The sequence below is a fragment of the Paenibacillus sp. FSL W8-0426 genome, from assembly GCF_037969725.1.
In the GTDB taxonomy this organism is placed as follows: Bacteria; Bacillota; Bacilli; order Paenibacillales; family Paenibacillaceae; genus Paenibacillus; species Paenibacillus hubeiensis.
The window spans coordinates 5,305,509-5,321,421 of the sequence record NZ_CP150203.1; the positions used below are offsets into that span (position 1 = coordinate 5,305,509).

The following is a 15,913-nucleotide window of genomic DNA, read 5'->3' on the forward strand; positions in this document are numbered from 1 at the left end:
CGAGAAAAGCTCAGGTTTTCTTGTATTCGTTGGGAGACATCTCAAGACGCTTTTCGAATTGTTTCAAAAAATGATTGTAGCTGGCGTATCCAACCCTTTCTGCCACCTCGCTGTTTTTGTACAGATTCGTCTGAAGCAGCCGGCAAGCTTCCTCAATGCGCAGATTATGGAGCAGCTCGTTGAAGCCGATTCCGTTTTTCCGTATCAATAATTGCCCCAGATAAGCCGGGTGCAGAAAGAAACGTTCCGCCAGCAGCTTAATGGTCAATCCTTCGCGAAAATGCGTATGGATATAGTCATTGATATCCTGCACAATGCCCTGGGCCTCGGCCGCATTCTCCTTTAGCAGCAATTCAAAGCAGACTCGTCCGCATGAATGCAGCATGCCGATCAAGTCATCAAAGGTCAACAGGACTTCATCCAGATTAGGGATTTCGAACAGACGATTTGAAGCGCCTGAATCCTTTTCCATTTGTTCCCCCATATACGCGCGAATTTCATGAAGAAGGTAGATGACGAATTTTCGGGCCTCATCCGGGTGAACCCGCGTCTGACGGAAGGATTGATTCATATGATCCACAACGGCCCGATAGGCCGCATGGTCAATGAGATGAAACGTTCCCAGCATGCGATCCAGCAGCTCCACCTGGTCGTAATGCCTTTGAAAAACATGCTCCTTGAGCGCGTCATATTCCAATACTTCGTTTCTCTCCGCTTCATAAAAGGCGTGCAGCAGCGCTTCCTCGGCCGTGATTCGCGAATGGCCGATGCGCGTCAGCGAGGATTCGGCTGCGCCAATCGCCATAAAGGCACGAAAGCCCGCCAGATGGCGAGCCAGTGCCTCCAATCGCTTCCTTACGCTTTCTCCCGATCCTTGGGAGGAGTGGGCAGCATCTCCGAACACAATGGAAACCAGATCGTTGCGCAAGCGGATCATATAGATGGCGTTCCACCCGTTCAGAAACTCTGCTGCAATGCTGTTCCATCGGCTATAATCCTCTCCGGACACCTGAACCAGGCATACATTCCAGACATCGGCGGACCGGGACAGGGATTCCATGAATCGAGCAGCTTCTGTGGATAGCGCTGTACCCGTCAGCGCCTCCTTAATCGCCAAAATCTCCTGCTCTCTCTGCGCGACCTGTCCGATATAAAGCTGCTCCTGCTCCTTGATCAGCTCTTGACCTATCGCGCGCACCTCGGACTCTGCCTGTTCCTCATCCAGCGGTTTGAGCAGATACCGGGAAACTCTGAATTTCAGCGCTTTTCGCGCATACCCGAAATCGCTGTATCCCGTCAAAATAATAAACTTGGTTGACCAGTTGCCTCTGCGCCGCCATTCCTCGATCATCTCCAACCCGTCCATGACCGGCATATGAATATCGACCATGACCAGATCCGGCTTCAGCTCTTCCATCCGTTCCAACCCTTCCGCCCCGTTTCCACACAAGGCACACACCTCAAACCCAAGGCTTTCCCAAGGGATCCACAGCTGCAAGCCCTCCAGCGCCCAAGGCTCATCATCGATCAGCAGTACTTTAAATGCCAATGTCCTTGCCTCCTTCTCCACCCTGATGCTCCAGCAGGTGCAACGGAATTTCAAAGGACACCTCGGTCCCCTCGCCCATTCTGCTCACCAGGCTGAAATTCACCTTATCGTCGTAATACAATTCAAGACGACGATAGACGTTGCGCAGGCCGATATTGCTGCCCCCGCTCTCCTCCTTGCTCCGCATGTGGTACAGAACCTCTTGCAGCCGCTCCTTGTTCATGCCCTTGCCATTATCGGATACAACGATGCGCAGGCGCTCGCTTGCGATTTCGGCTCGGATCTTCACATAGCCAAAACCCTCAATAGCCTGTATGCCATGCTTGCAAGCATTCTCTGCCAATTGCTGGATGGTCATTTTTGGTATTTTATAATGCCTCGCTTCATCGCTGATGTCAATGTAATATTCAAACTTGTCCCGGAAACGGAACTTTTCGATCCCCAGGTACATGACCGTAAAACTCATCTCCTCCTCCAGCGTTACCAGGTCATCCTTCCAGTTCAGCAGGCGGCGCAGCAGTTTGGAAAGGTCCTTGATGATATCCTTGACATCTACATAATTGTTTTTGGTGCTAACGACAAGCAGCGCATTCAGCGTATTAAATAAAAAGTGGGGATTCATCTGGCTTTGCAGCAAATTCAGCTCGGCACGAATGCGTTCGGCTTCCTGGCTTCGCTGCTGAATTTCAAGTTTGTACACATTGTTGATCAAGGAATGGATCTGAGCGGTCATCATATTGAAATTGCGGATCAGATGGCCGATCTCGTCTTTTCCGCCATCAATGTTGATCAGATCGAATTTCTCGTTGCCCACCTTTTGCATATGTCTGGACAGACGCTTCACCCGATAATTGTAGGACCGCAGCATGACATAGATGAAAACCGACGTAATCAGTGTAATGATGCCGGCGAGCATGCCGAAATAAAGCTGCATGGACAGCATCGCTTGTTTGACGCGTGTTTCCTGGGGCACGCCGATCAGCTTCCAGCCTTTCACATAGCTGGCGGTGCCAATCGTAACGATATGTAGGTCCTTGTCTGCCGTCTTGCTCATATCGAACAACGCGTAGTCGCTATCCACCTCGCCCTGATACTTGTCATCCGTCGACACGATGATTTGATTTTGGGCGTTGACCAGATACAGATCCAACGAGCTTTTTTCTCTGGCAATAACGTCGTAGAAACGATTAAGGTAAAAGTCAATGCGGACCAGCTTTTGATAAGAATTGTCCGCGTTGTAATAGTCCATTTTTTCAATTACGCTAAAATACGAAGCGATCGCCGCCCGATCATTCGCAGCCTGATCGCGGTAAGCGATCACTCTCAGCGATTCTCCTGCCGCTTTCCACTGCCTGAACCAAGTACTGGCGCGCATCGTATCGTCCAGATAGTAATAATCCCCGCCAGGCACGATCGTTGGATTGTCCGTGTAGATGCCAATTCGCTGAATTTGGTTGTTCACGGGAATATACGAGGTCACCCGGTGGCGGAGCTGCTCATCGAACGTGGTGTAGAAATCCAGCTGGCCGTTGTACTCCCGATCCATCGATTCGGACAACAGCTTGTCCGTAATCAAGGCGTGACTGACGGCGATGCCGCCGTCAATCATCGTATGAATGTCCTTTCTGGCCCGCTCCAGCGATATTTGCAAATTCTGTTCCTCGCGCTCCTTGATCAGACCGGTCATGCGATCCATGAACAAATAATTGCTCGCGATGATGGGAAGCAAAATCCCGATAATATAGATCAGCATAAACTTGTAGTTCAGAGGAATATCGTTCACGATGCCGCGCCATCGGAATTTTTTAAACATATTTGCTATCGCCATCCTTCATTCGTTACTTTCCGAGTCGGAACTATGGTTGCTTTCTGTATGCGGAAGGGGACATGCCCGTCATTCGCTTGAACTGACTTACAAAATAGTCGGCATTCGGATACCCTGAGTTTACCGCGACATCGGCAATGCTTAGACGGCTCTGGCGCAACAGCCGCTTTGCCTCTTCAATCCGTTTATCATTCAGATACTCCCGAAAGGACTTTCCGGTCTGCTGTTTGAAGGCTTGCCCCAAATAGTTGGCATTCATATGAAATTTCTGAGCAAGCTCCTGAAGCTGCAGTTTCTCCCGGAACTCCTGATTGACATACTGCACCACCCGAAAGGCCGTGCTGCATTCCTTTTCTTTCCGCTGCTCCTGCAGCGCCTTCGAGGCAATGCGGCTTAATTCGAGCGCATATTCCCGAAACGCGGGATAGGAATGTATGCCGGTAAGGCCGACCGGCATCTGTTGAACGTGCAGCATAAAGCTGTCCATATCCCCGTCCAGTTCCTTCAGCTGCTTGAGGACCCCCATTTCGAGGGCCAGCAGTTGAACCCGGACATATTCAATGTCCGACCCGTGGCTTCCTGCGTCCGAATTGGTCAACAGCGCATGCACCTCTCCCTCCAGCCTGTCTTGTTCGCCCGACAAAATCGTTGCAAGCAGGTTTGCCAGAGCTTTATGATTTACGCAGGCCACGTCCTCGTACTGCGGCAATTCCTGATCCTGCACGAAGCCGCCTCCATGCTGGTAACGCTTCCATTTTAGCGCGGATAACGCTCTGTCATACGCTGACCGCAGCGCGCCTACTCCGCCTGATTGATGACCGAATGAAACAATGATCGACGCATGGCCGGAGTATGTCTCAAACAGACTTCTCCCCAATGTTTCAAGCCGCTCCAGAGATCCTCCGCTTTCGGCAGCGAACACGCCGATTCTTCCTTCGGCATCCATAAAAGGCTCTGACCAATGTTCGTCGGCCAACAGGCGTACCCGTGCCTTCACGTCCTCTGTGCCGGCATCCGTTTCAATCAGAAGACAGGCCATGCTCTCACGACCTTCCATTTGCAGCATGCCCATCACCTCCGCTTGCAGTTCGCTGTCGTCCTCACCCTGCAGCAGACGGTTGAACAAACAATTCACATATAAAGCACGCTCGCGCTGATGCGCTTCCTTCGAAGCATGCTCCTCCTGGATTTTACGGCTCATCTGCTCCAATACGGTTTCAATCTCGGCCTCATCAATAGGTTTGAGCAAATAATCCTCCACACGCTGTTCCAACGCCGTTTTGGCATATTCGAAGTTGTCATATCCGCTTAATATGACGAATCGCGGTGGTTTGGCCAGCCCATGCATAGAACGGTCGATCAGTTCGAGACCACTTACGGAAGGCATGTGAATATCTGTAAACACCAGATCCGGCTGAAGCCCCTCAATCATCGACCAGGCGGCATTGCCGTTCTCGGCCTCTCCGCAGATTCGAAAACCGTATTTGTCCCAATTCACCATGGTTCGCAGGCCTTCCAGTACCCACGGCTCATCATCCACTAATAAAACATTCATCATTCATGTTTCCCCCTTTCATGAAATGAAGCTTGCAGGGTGTCGTGTTTCAAACGTTGCCGCCATTCGTACTGTCGCCCTTCAACTACCGGAGCAACAAATCCGTACTTACATATGGATTACGATGCAGGATGGCCGTCATACGCTGCAGCGTTTCGCCATGCAAAGGCACGCCTCCGGTCCGTTTCAGCAAAAGCCAGCGCAAGCAGGCAAGGGCTTCGAACCAAATCATATCCTCACTGGCATAATCGTTCCACTGGAGAAATTCCACACGGTACGTTTTTCCGTATTTGGGGCCGGTATAGACGTCCATCAGGAAAACAGACCATGCGACGTCGTATCTGGGATCGCCCCATTGTCCGTTCGTCCAGTCAATGATGGTGCAGCACCCGTTCGCCTCCAGGACGTTCCACAAATTGTAGTCTCCATGAATCAGGCAGTCCTGCCTGAGTGATACGCGCTGAAGCGCATCGGATAAAATCCGTTCCAGATCCGGATGACTTGCAATGCCGGGAAAAAAGTAACCGGCGAAATCATAGGCTGGAATAAAATCATCATCCTGGGGGCTTTTCCTAAAGCGGTGTACCTCCATCAGCATTAACGCCAGGTCCTTGAGCTTCTCTGAAGTCAGCGTGTCTACAGGGATGCCGGCGTCGTTCATAAGCAAAACCTGATTCCGCTCTGCATCTTCGCCCCATCCATAAGGGATGGACACCTTCACACCTTGATGATGCAATTCGGAAAGCAGCCGATACTGATTGGCGATATTGGGCCTCGATTCCTTGTTCCAAATTTTGAGCACACAAGATCTGCCTTCGAACCCGTACCGATATACGTCTGCCTCCATCCCTGGCGACAAGGGGACGACATGGCATGGCTGGTTCATGAGTGCCCGAATGTCCTGATGGAGCTCGATCCAATGAATATCTTTCAATGCACAAACACCACTGCCATGCAATCCGGTTCCCCCTCCCCTACTCCCCCTCAAAAACATTTCTGCCAGATGCGGTTACAAGGCTCCTGGCGGAAATTCGAATCATGTCATGCTCCGCCGGTCCATATTTCTTCCTCGCCCGCCACTGTCGCGAACAATCTCAGCACATGATTATGATGTGAGATGATCTGGCCTGCCTGCAGCTGCGGGGAATGCCAGGTGCTGTGCGCATCGCTCACGAGCGTTACACTATACCCGTGACTGAACGCGCTGCGGCAGGTCGTATCGACGCATACCTCTGTCTGCATGCCGCACAAGATGAGCTCTTTCACGCCCATCTCTTGCAGTAATAAATGTAATTGCGTTTCATAAAAGGAGTCCGGCGTCAATTTCTCGACGATAGCATCCCCTTGCAGGGGCGCAATGCTTGGATGAATTTCCCAGCCGTTCGACCCCTGTTCCAGCGGGGTGCCCGCTCCTTCGGTATGCTGAATGTAGATCACGGGATGACCGTTTTGGCGTGCTTTGGCGATCAAACTTTTGATTTTTTGAAGCAGCGCCTCTCCCTGGACTACGGGGTCGGCTTCATCGAACATGGCTGCCTGAACGTCGATAACTAGAAGTGCTTTTGAGTTGCTCATCCCCATTCCTCCGCTTCCAATATTTTTTTATAATGAGCATCGCTCATCCAACCGGAGGTTTAATCGTTTTGGATGAGGCAAGCAGCCTTCGATCGATGAACGCGAATAACAAGGCGGCCAAAATGCCAAGCAAGCTCAGCGGCAGCCACTCACCAAAAGAACTTTGGAGCGCCCTTCCGGAGGTAATAACAATCAAATAGATGGTTCCTCCAGCAAAACCAGCGATTGCATACCCAACCGTCGTTAACGCCGTTCTCACACCGGCATTTGCCGTGTGAATCTTGCCCAACCCGTAATCCAGGAGGAACGAAACGGGAATCCCAATCAACAGAAGCCCCGGCGTACCGTAAATCGCATAAATCAGAACGTACATATGGAAATCGTACGCCCCCCTCATGCCTACCGATAGAAGACCTAGAATACATGCAAATGCGATGGACGCAAGCAATGCCGAAAGCAGTTTTCGCGGGATAGCAGCCATCATCCGTCACCCTTTCTTTTCGTTTTCGGGCCGCTGCTGTTTCATAGATCCGGGTCGCCCTTTTACCGGGTAGCCAATTTCCCGGATGTCCTCTTCAAATCTCTCGATGCCGGGAAGTATGCCAATGAAGTTTGAATCCGTCATCATTTCATCTCTCCTCTCCCCGACCCTTCTTCATTCATATCCATCATAACCCATATATCGGAAGATGTGACAGCAAAAAAAACCACGGTTTCCCGTGGTTTTCCGCTGTAGTGCGCCTCATTTCAGGCCCACCCTCCATTTCTCTTCCCTTCCCGTCACATCACGAGTCATTAAAACCGAAACCGCTCATGGCCGCCATCGGCCACGCCGTCTATGCGCTCCATGTCCAGCAATCTTCGCTTCAATTCAAGCCCGCCGCGAAATCCGGTCAGCTTCCGGTTGGCCCCGATAATTCGATGGCATGGCAGAAGGAGGGGAATGGGATTTGCTCCGTTCGCAGCGCCTACAGCCCGTACGGCGGAAGGTCTGCCGATGGCCACGGCAATATCCCCATACGTCCGGGTCTCCCCGTACGGCACACGTCCAAGCTCCTGCCATACCTGCTTCTGAAACGCCGTTCCGACCAAATCCAGCGGAATGTCCGGCGATACCGCCATCCGTTCTCCGTTGAAGTATGCCTTCAGCCAATCGACGATGCCCGTTCGTTCCAGCGCGGACGCGTCTTCCTGCAGCTCCGCTTCCGGCGAGATCCGCGCAGCCCATGCGCTCCAGTCCTGCAGCGTTTCGTTCGGCATCACGATGCGGCACAACCCTTTTTCGGTAGCCATCGGGATCCAGGGCTGCCCATCCAGCTCCAACGCGGTCCATTTTATGCTTTGTCTCATCGGTTGTCCTCCATTCCGTTCAACCCTTGCTGCTCCGTGCCGTATGCTGCACTTTGGCAGTCTTTCTTTTCATGCTGCGAATCAACGCTTTCGTCTCTGCATCCACGCGGAGCGATTCCGTAATCTTTTGAAGCGCCTTGTTGTAGGTGAAATCGTCCAGCGTATTGTTTTGCAGATAACGCATCGTAATGTCAGGCTGCTTCACATAAGCGATCGAAACGGCCCAAGCCACGGCCATTTTGACGTAATATGCCTCATGCTTGATCCGGTCCAACGCAGCCAGCGCCCTGTGGATATAATGCTCGTCCATATAATAATTCAAGAGCATGACCGCCCCGAAGCGAATCTCGTATTCCTGATCAGAAATCAGGTATGGCTGCAAAAAAGCCCACACTTCGTCTTGATGCTGTTTCGCCCTTTTCAATCCGATGCAAAAGCTGTCGCAAACGGACCAGTTATCGATCTTGGGAACGAAGCGGGCAATCTGCCGCAGCCATTCCTCCAGATCGGTTTTGACATAACCAAGCACCATCGCCTGCAGCATGGCTTCTTCGAAATAATCGTTCTTCGCCGCCTCCAGGTAACCGCGCCAGTCTTCGGCCGCGATTCGTTTCGCCACCTTGCGCAACGCCGGCAACCTCACTCCGAGCAAATTCGTGATGTTGGGAATGAGCGCCGACGCAAATTTTTGATATTCCGGTTCGGCGAGGGACAACAATTCGGTACGCACATCAGTAATCACTCAGGTCCTCCTCTGATATATAAACTGCAATAATCAATCACACAAGGCCACTGCGAGCGCAGTACCATCTTCCGATCGCTGTTATCCCCAGATTTTTTGATTCCCCTTTTTTAAGGGGAAAATCCGGTGATAAATGCGAACGCTTCGCTTCTCCAGATTGGTTCTGCCTCTCCGTTAACGTGTGTATGTTTTTTGCGGTTTACATAGATATATCTATCTACAAGTATAACTTTTAAGCCTGTGATTGTAAGCCTTACAGGAATGTTTGAGCAAGATTGCAAAATCAAAAAAACTATTTAACTGAAAAAAGAAGCGACGAAGGTTGCTCTCGTCGCTTCTTTTTTCTTGCCCGTTACTATTGTTTGGTAACTTGAATATAATCGAAATCCGGAATAAGTGCACCAGCTGCATCAGACAATTGTTGTTGGTCTTCTTGATTGACTTTTGAATATTTGATTTGAATGTCGCTGCCTTGCTCCACAGCCTGTTTAAATTTCCAAGAATATTTTTCATTGAGATCAATATAAATTTGATTTTTGCTGTTCCAGTTAAGCGACATCAGATACCCACGAAGAGCATATTCTACGCCGTCAATCTTCAACGTTAATCCTGCTGCTGCTGTAGAAGAATTACTTAGCTCGAATCCATTCGCAAATGATAAAAGAATCTTACCGTTTTGTTGAGAATAACTTGCTGTTGGCGACCCGGAAGCAGGAAGCTGCAAAATCGGTCCTGATATTATCTCTTCTGGATATGAATCCTGGGCCCAATCGATCAATCCGGTTGAATTGAACTTTAACGTTGCTTCCCCTTCAGGAAGAGGTGAATCAAATTGCAGTGTGTACGTGATCTCGCTCGATCCATAGCTGTATTTGATGAAATTCGGATTGTAACTCACACTTGCAATTTGCATACTGAATCTTGCTCTAGAAGCCGCGTCGAAATTCAACTCAGGAAAATCATACGGATCCCAGCCGGGCTCTATGTCTACCAAAACAGAACGACGATCAGAACTAAGCATAATATTTGTGAATTTTGGACTATACGCATTAATTTTTGCATTGGAGAAGCTTACTACCTCATTTTCAGCATCGCTCAAGTCCTTCAATGCAGTGCCGTTATAGCTGACTCTCAGAGTACTCAAATCAGCCTCTGTGATGCCACTGACACGAAGCTTGACATAGGCCGGTTGGATCCCTGTCTGCTTGTTAACTACACTTAAAGATTCCACGCGGCCACTGCTCAGCGTAAAGTCTTGGATGGAAGGAACGCTACTTGTGTTTAGTTTCTCGTTGAAATAGACATAAATCGAGTCCAGATCTCTGTTAATATACTTTGCGTAAGAAACTGGAGGTTGGGTATCCAAACTGCCGACGACGGTCTGGTCGAATTGAATTCGAGTGACTTCGCTTGAAACATACCCTTGGGATTGGTTAGCAATAACAAATTCCACTTTGGCTTCTGACTTATTACTACCAGAGATTTTGACCCCTGTATCGAAATCCTGAACCTGGTTGATTTGATCGGAGGTTATTTCAAAATACGGCCATTGATTCGTATAAATAAGCTTATTGTTTTCCCCTGAATGCCCTTCAAGGACAGCCTTTACATCTGACTTCCACCCACCATTAATAACGTTGACAATCATGTAGACTTCCGCAGGCGCGTTTAGTGCATATTTAACATGAATTGTGCCATCTTTAATATAAGCTTGTGGATAGCTGCTCACAAAATACGGATCGATAAATCCGTCAATGCCTACATTGTTCGTTCCAGCGGCCCTGATCGTCAAATCGTATTCATGTGTTCCTGCCGCTCCGCCGCTCAAAGTCGCTGTTAATTTTACGAATTGATCCTCTTTTTCAATTCGGGTGATGACCCCTGTGCTGGACAATGCAGACTCATTATCAGTCGACCAACTGATTAGAACTCCCGGATAGCCTGGCAGGGAAGTCGGAAGAAACAAATCACTAATGACGTTATTTTTATCTGTATTTTTCCCGAGGAACACTTTCTCGATTTCAGCGAATACTTCCTTTGCGCTTACGGGAGTTTGTACAGGTCCGAAAGCTTCACTTATGGCTGAACCGCTAACCTGTACTTCGTCAGACGCAACGTGAACACGAATATACTTTCCGCCATCGTCTTCAGTTAACGTATATTTTGCAAATGTTGCCCCATCAATTTTACTGTACAATCCTGTCTCTGTATCCGAACGATACCACTGATACAAAGCCTCTTGATTTACAGGCCCACCTTCGTAATGCACTGTTCCTGCACTTAACTCTGATCCTACCAATAGCTCCCCTGCGATCGGATCGATTGCCTGTAGAACCACTGTTCCTTCCGGACGATACGTAATCGTCATAGAAGTATCCGCATACCCTTCACGAGAGATGATGAGCTGATGCTGTTCAATGTTTCTTGGCTGATGTATGTCTAACTTGAGCAAGAAACGGTTGGTTTCATTTCCTTGACTCAGTCCCACTCCAAATTCAGGATTATACTCCATCCCATCCAAAGTTACTTTTACCCCAGAAACATCCACTAACGGATTTGCATCTGCGTCCGTTAAAGAAACAACACTGTATACAGAGGTAGTTACCGTTCCCTGCAAAGCTTGCGTTGCTGTTATCGAAGCATCGTAATGATTTGCTTGAATTAACGATTGATCGCTGCTTAGTATCGTAACATGTTCATTATTGGTTTTTGTTTCCTCATCCAGTTGGGTATCGGGATCTACAATGGACCCTTCATATTTAGACAATGTTATACCCAATGCGGGTGCTGAAACCGTAATCGTTGAACTAAAGCTAAATGTTCCATCCTCAGTCGTAGCGATAACTGTTCCTGTACCGGGAGTCAAGGCCGTTACTAAACCAGAATCGCTTACACTAATGATCGAAGTCTGGCCGTCAGCTACTTTCCAGTTGACTCTGGGATTGGTCGCATTGCCGGGCGAAACCGTTGCGGTAAGTTGCGTTTTTTGGCCAACCACAAGAGAAGCCGATGCAGGTGCAACCGTTAGGCCTGTCACCGCAACATATTCGTTTCCATTCCCTGGTGCAGAGCCTCCCGAATTTCCTCCTCCGGTGCTACTTCCACCAGAATTTCCAGAATTTCCAGCATTTCCAGCATTACCACTATTTCCAGTACCTGTACTCGATCCTGTCGTTCCAGCCGAAGGTACATAAGCAGCACCGTTAACTACAATGCTTGAGTTGCCTGAAGACTTGTCAATGTTGACGTTTCCGGTAATATTCGTTTCTGCTTCAGCAACAAACTCCTTGATCGACCCACTCGCTGCAATTTTTACATTCACAGCATGGTTTACTACTTTGTTGAAGTTGCCATCCAGTTTGATTTCTTGGCCTGCAAGGATATCGGCCGGGATTTCAACTGTCTCAAATCCGCCACCGGTAAGGTCCTTAGTGACAACCAAAGCGCCGCTTTCAAGTACAGTTAAAGATACCGATGTGCTTCCTGTAGCAAGAATCCGCACTTTGCCATTGTATTTGTTAACGACAAGTGCTCCTTGTACATCTACATTATTAAAAATAATGGAGTGCTCCCCACCGCCTTGAATGTGTACGTTGCCTTTGATTTGGACGTTATCAAGGGTTACTTCACCTTCTCCGACACCTTGTGTGACATACAAATCTCCGGAAATAGTCATATCCTTCAAAATCACATCAGGGGTATTGACCACAATATTTCCTTGGACGTCTTGCGAATATTCTCCAGGGGTTGTGACGAGCATCTGTATCAAATGATCAAATAAAGTGACCGCTTCTGCTCGAGAAAGGTTGGCCTGGGGCTCGAACGATCCATCCGGTCTGCCGTTAATTACTGATGCGGATACGAGGCTTTGTACCGATGCTTTGGCCCAATCAGCGATTTGATCACTGTCTTTGAATGTAACCGAATCTGTACCAGCAGCCGTTTGGAATGCTCCGGCCAAAAGCACTGCCGCTTCCTGACGCGTAATGGTTTTCTCCGCCAGAGCCTCACCATTCGTTCCTTTAAGAACGCCTGCCTTGTCCAGCTTTAGAATCGCACCGTAGTACCATTTATTCGATTCTAAATCCGAGAATGAATTGCTTCCCTCTTCTATGTATTTCATAATATTGTCAATCATGGCGGCAAACTCAGCCCTTGTTACTGGTGAGTTAGGACGAAACTTGCCATTGTATCCTTTTACTACGCCGTATCCTGTCCACTCTTCAATTGCTTTTTGTCCCCAATGTCCTGAAATATCCCCGAACAAGGACTTGCTGTTGAGACTCTCTGTAGAAATGGTTTCCGCATTTGAATTCATAATTTCAAAGGATGAAGCAAAAGTTGGAGTTATTCCCGGTAATAAAAGTGCGGTTGCAAGGCTAGCGCTTACAATCTTTCTCGAAAACTTCTTATTCATTTTTTATGGACTCCCTCTTCAAAAATTGGTAAAGGCTAGTTTTGTTATCCCTCCCTTCAGCAATTATAGTCGACTTAGTCTTTAAGACTCTCTTTTGGATCATTATAGTAAAAAAGACATAATGAAATATTAGTCTTTAAGAATCATAAAAACAATAGATTTGGTAAAACTTTTTCTTTTTTATATTTTTTTATCGTATTCAACCCCAATGTTCCTAACCCTTAAGCACTATTCTAACAACCTAAAGCGACTTTTCTGCAATAATGTACTATAACGAACATATGCCGCCAAGGTATGATTCAGGGGACTTCAATTCCAAGGAGGCACCATGAATCTTACGTCCTTTCTCGTCTACTGCGTCATCGTCACGTTTACCCCGGGACCCAGCAACCTGGTCATTCTGTCCTCCGTCCAACATGCGGGCGTGCGAAAAACGATGTCCTATGTATGGGGCGCTACGCTGGCCTTTGGCCTGCTGCTGGCCGCCTCGGCGTATCTCAATCATCTGCTGGCAGACATGCTGCCGGGCATTCTTCGAACCATGCAGATCATCGGCTGCGTCTACATGCTCTATCTGGCATTCCAAATCTATAAAATGGGTTCAACCGAATCGACGGGTGGGCATACGACCGGCTTTATAAACGGCCTGCTGATGCAATTTGTGAATCCCAAAGTCATCCTGTTTACGTTTACCGTCATTCCAAGCTATGTGCTGCCCTATTACAACAATCCACAAACGTCGTTCATCTTCGTGCTGCTGATTACATTCATCGGTTTTCTCGCGTACTCCAGTTGGCTGGTTTTCGGGGCCGTCTTTCGCACCTGGCTGCAAAAACACCGAAAAATAGCAAATACACTCATGGCATTATTTTTGGTATACTCAGCTATCATGGTATCCGGGATCATATAGAGAGGGGGTGACAGGATGGATATGTTCAACTACAAAAAAACGACCGACGTGCTGTCCCTGACGGCCAGCTTCTCGGAATTCGCCTATAAAAAGCATTGCCACGAGGAATATGCGGTGGGGGTCACGCTGCGCGGCATTCAACAATACCATTTGGATGGGCATTACCAAGCTTCCCATAAAGGCGGAGTTATGCTGTTCAACCGGGAACAGTCCCATGACGGCAGCTCCTACGACAAAGACGGCATCGATTATGTCATGCTGTACATTCGGCCGGAGCTCGTACAGGATATTCTGGGAAAAAAGGAGCTGCGTTTCGACGCGCCGATCGTCTATGACCGCAGAATGGCCAGCAGCATCTTGAAGCTGAACGATGCCGTTCAGCGTCAGGACGAGCCGCTGTGCAGCGAACTTTTGCTGGACCTTGTTCATTTTCTGGCCCGATCCGAAACCCGGAGTCCGGCACTCAGGCCCCATCACGAGTTTGTCCGGAAAGCCAAAGAAATCATGTTTTGCAGTACGGACGACGTACTCCAACTTGAGGCATTGTGCAGTGAATTCGGCATGTCCAAGTACAAATTTATCCGCGAGTTCAAAGCACTCTCAGGCATATCGCCATACCAGTTCTTCCTGAATTGCAAAGTGGAGCGGGCAAGGCATGTCATTGAAAGGCAAATGGATATCTATGCCGCCGTGGCAGAATGCGGCTTTGCCGACCTGACACACCTGAACCGGCATTTTCGCAGAGTATTCGGCATTACGCCCCATGAATACATGCTGCAATTGAATGCGTAACAAGACGGTCGCGCCTGTCCCAAGCAGCTTCACGGCTTCGCCAGCCGAAGCATTTTTCAAGGAAAGATTTTCAGAACAGCGATGTCATTCCACAATGCCATCCTGAATGAGATGCAAATCGACATGGACCCGAATGTCCATAGAACCGTAATGTGCATAAAATTTCTCGCTGTTCCAATGCGGAGTGCAGCTTCGCACATATTCGCCATAAGCGACGGGGTCAACATTGGCTTGTTGAAATTTGCGCACCAGTTGATTGATTTTGGTTTCGAGATGTTTCTTCATTTCGGTTTCGCGGGCTTTCATGTCCCGGCCGGAAAGCAGAAACTCGTTGCGCGCCGCTTTGATGACGGAAGCATGGATTTGCACGGAGGTTTCTATCGCAGGTGCGGCCGAATGGCCGCCCAACAAACGATGCTTCACCGACGAAGACGTTATTTTCAGCAGCGCGTAATCATCCCCGGGCGGAGTGGTCTGCCGGTTCTTCGCCGAATCGCCGATCGGGGCCAGAAACTTGCCGTTTTTCGCGTTTTCCGTTAGCAGCTTCAGGCAGAGCCCTTCTTCTTCATTGATCTGCAACGCAGCTTTGTCCCCTTTGAAAACGACCACCCCGTCCACGGCGATGCGGTCCTCTCCGATCGGCCTGAGCCGAGGCAGGTATACGTCCTGTCCCTTGCTGAAATATTGGAACAATGCCTGGTGCAGGCTAAAATGGGGACTGTTTTGAGCATTGGAATTTTGCTCGATCAGCTTTAACAGGAACAGCGGATCGTTGAATTTCATCGACTTTTTGATCAGCTCCAGCGCTTCCCCCTCGGCCACGGCCATTTGCATTCTTCGGGACACCCGGGTGTTATGGGCCAGCACCTGCAGAATGTCCGCGATTCCCCGCTCGACATATGCCTCGCCCAGCACCATGACTCTCAGTTGACCGTATTCGATCGGCTCTTTCGCCTGTGCATTCATGCGCGGCATTACGTCGAAGCTGTTGGTCGAATCGATCTCCAGCAGGTCTACCCCGCTCTTGTCCTTGTCCGTATATTCGCCGATCAGCACGCCATTGTGGATCTGGTTGTCTTTCAGGTCGTACGCGGAGGTCAGCACCAGACTGATCTCGTTAATGATGCTGGTATCCCTGCACGAACTGAGAAGCATCAGGGTGAAGGACAGCAGCAGTATTTTGCATGCACGAACCATA

At 49.1% G+C, this 15,913-nt stretch carries 13 protein-coding genes; 2 read left to right on the plus strand and 11 right to left on the minus strand.

What is annotated here, in order from left to right:
• Window positions 1-10: 10 nt before the first annotated feature.
• The 10 genes from MKY59_RS23995 to MKY59_RS24040 form a co-directional block, all read right to left on the minus strand.
• A complete protein-coding gene (locus MKY59_RS23995; RefSeq protein ID WP_339274148.1) occupies window positions 11-1,549 on the minus strand; it encodes a response regulator in 1,539 nt (512 codons plus the stop codon).
• Window positions 1,539-3,362 carry a histidine kinase gene (locus tag MKY59_RS24000; protein ID WP_339274149.1) on the minus strand — a complete coding sequence of 608 codons (1,824 nt, stop codon included), beginning with the start codon at window positions 3,360-3,362 and terminating at the stop codon, window positions 1,539-1,541. The genes MKY59_RS23995 and MKY59_RS24000 overlap by 11 nt, the downstream gene beginning before the upstream one ends.
• A 43-nt stretch (window positions 3,363-3,405) precedes the next feature.
• Entirely contained in the window at window positions 3,406-4,932 is a 1,527-nt protein-coding gene (locus MKY59_RS24005; protein ID WP_236415576.1) for a helix-turn-helix domain-containing protein, read from the minus strand.
• 82 nt (window positions 4,933-5,014) lie between these two features.
• Window positions 5,015-5,887 (minus strand): aminoglycoside phosphotransferase family protein, encoded by an 873-nt coding sequence (locus tag MKY59_RS24010; RefSeq protein WP_339274150.1) that lies wholly within the window; start codon window positions 5,885-5,887, stop codon window positions 5,015-5,017.
• Between the two features lie 83 nt (window positions 5,888-5,970).
• A complete protein-coding gene (locus MKY59_RS24015) occupies window positions 5,971-6,504 on the minus strand; it encodes a cysteine hydrolase family protein (RefSeq protein ID WP_339274152.1) in 534 nt (177 codons plus the stop codon).
• 43 nt (window positions 6,505-6,547) lie between these two features.
• Window positions 6,548-6,985, minus strand: a complete 438-nt coding sequence (locus MKY59_RS24020) for a hypothetical protein (RefSeq protein WP_339274153.1) — start codon at window positions 6,983-6,985, stop codon at window positions 6,548-6,550.
• A gap of 6 nt (window positions 6,986-6,991) precedes the next feature.
• Entirely contained in the window at window positions 6,992-7,129 is a 138-nt protein-coding gene (locus tag MKY59_RS24025) for a hypothetical protein (protein ID WP_339274154.1), read from the minus strand.
• Between the two features lie 170 nt (window positions 7,130-7,299).
• Window positions 7,300-7,854: a methylated-DNA--[protein]-cysteine S-methyltransferase gene (locus MKY59_RS24030; RefSeq protein ID WP_339274155.1), complete on the minus strand. Its 555-nt coding sequence runs from the start codon at window positions 7,852-7,854 to the stop codon at window positions 7,300-7,302.
• Window positions 7,855-7,873: 19 nt separating this feature from the next.
• Entirely contained in the window at window positions 7,874-8,596 is a 723-nt protein-coding gene (locus tag MKY59_RS24035; protein ID WP_339274157.1) for a DNA alkylation repair protein, read from the minus strand.
• 355 nt (window positions 8,597-8,951) lie between these two features.
• Window positions 8,952-13,013, minus strand: coding sequence for an S-layer homology domain-containing protein (locus MKY59_RS24040; protein WP_339274158.1), 4,062 nt, complete (start codon window positions 13,011-13,013; stop codon window positions 8,952-8,954).
• Window positions 13,014-13,341: 328 nt separating this feature from the next.
• On the opposite strand from MKY59_RS24040, the gene MKY59_RS24045 reads away from it, so the two are divergent.
• Window positions 13,342-13,923 carry a LysE family transporter gene (locus tag MKY59_RS24045; RefSeq protein ID WP_339274159.1) on the plus strand — a complete coding sequence of 194 codons (582 nt, stop codon included), beginning with the start codon at window positions 13,342-13,344 and terminating at the stop codon, window positions 13,921-13,923.
• Between the two features lie 15 nt (window positions 13,924-13,938).
• Window positions 13,939-14,715, plus strand: coding sequence for an AraC family transcriptional regulator (locus MKY59_RS24050; RefSeq protein ID WP_236415567.1), 777 nt, complete (start codon window positions 13,939-13,941; stop codon window positions 14,713-14,715).
• 84 nt (window positions 14,716-14,799) lie between these two features.
• Here the strand turns inward: MKY59_RS24050 and MKY59_RS24055 are convergent, their stop codons facing one another.
• Window positions 14,800-15,912, minus strand: coding sequence for a Ger(x)C family spore germination protein (locus MKY59_RS24055; RefSeq protein WP_339274162.1), 1,113 nt, complete (start codon window positions 15,910-15,912; stop codon window positions 14,800-14,802).
• Window position 15,913 lies beyond the last annotated feature (1 nt).

What these genes read in the sequence shown, in the direction of transcription:
- MKY59_RS24050 (WP_236415567.1), top strand. Translation starts at nt 13,939, where the DNA reads ATGGATATGTTCAACTACAAAAAAACGACCGACGTGCTGTCCCTGACG.
- MKY59_RS24020 (WP_339274153.1), bottom strand. Translation starts at nt 6,985, where the DNA reads ATGGCTGCTATCCCGCGAAAACTGCTTTCGGCATTGCTTGCGTCCATC.
- MKY59_RS24000 (WP_339274149.1), bottom strand. Translation starts at nt 3,362, where the DNA reads ATGTTTAAAAAATTCCGATGGCGCGGCATCGTGAACGATATTCCTCTG.
- MKY59_RS24025 (WP_339274154.1), bottom strand. Translation starts at nt 7,129, where the DNA reads ATGACGGATTCAAACTTCATTGGCATACTTCCCGGCATCGAGAGATTT.
- MKY59_RS24015 (WP_339274152.1), bottom strand. Translation starts at nt 6,504, where the DNA reads ATGAGCAACTCAAAAGCACTTCTAGTTATCGACGTTCAGGCAGCCATG.
- MKY59_RS24030 (WP_339274155.1), bottom strand. Translation starts at nt 7,854, where the DNA reads ATGAGACAAAGCATAAAATGGACCGCGTTGGAGCTGGATGGGCAGCCC.
- MKY59_RS24005 (WP_236415576.1), bottom strand. Translation starts at nt 4,932, where the DNA reads ATGATGAATGTTTTATTAGTGGATGATGAGCCGTGGGTACTGGAAGGC.
- MKY59_RS24040 (WP_339274158.1), bottom strand. Translation starts at nt 13,013, where the DNA reads ATGAATAAGAAGTTTTCGAGAAAGATTGTAAGCGCTAGCCTTGCAACC.
- MKY59_RS24045 (WP_339274159.1), top strand. Translation starts at nt 13,342, where the DNA reads ATGAATCTTACGTCCTTTCTCGTCTACTGCGTCATCGTCACGTTTACC.
- MKY59_RS24055 (WP_339274162.1), bottom strand. Translation starts at nt 15,912, where the DNA reads ATGGTTCGTGCATGCAAAATACTGCTGCTGTCCTTCACCCTGATGCTT.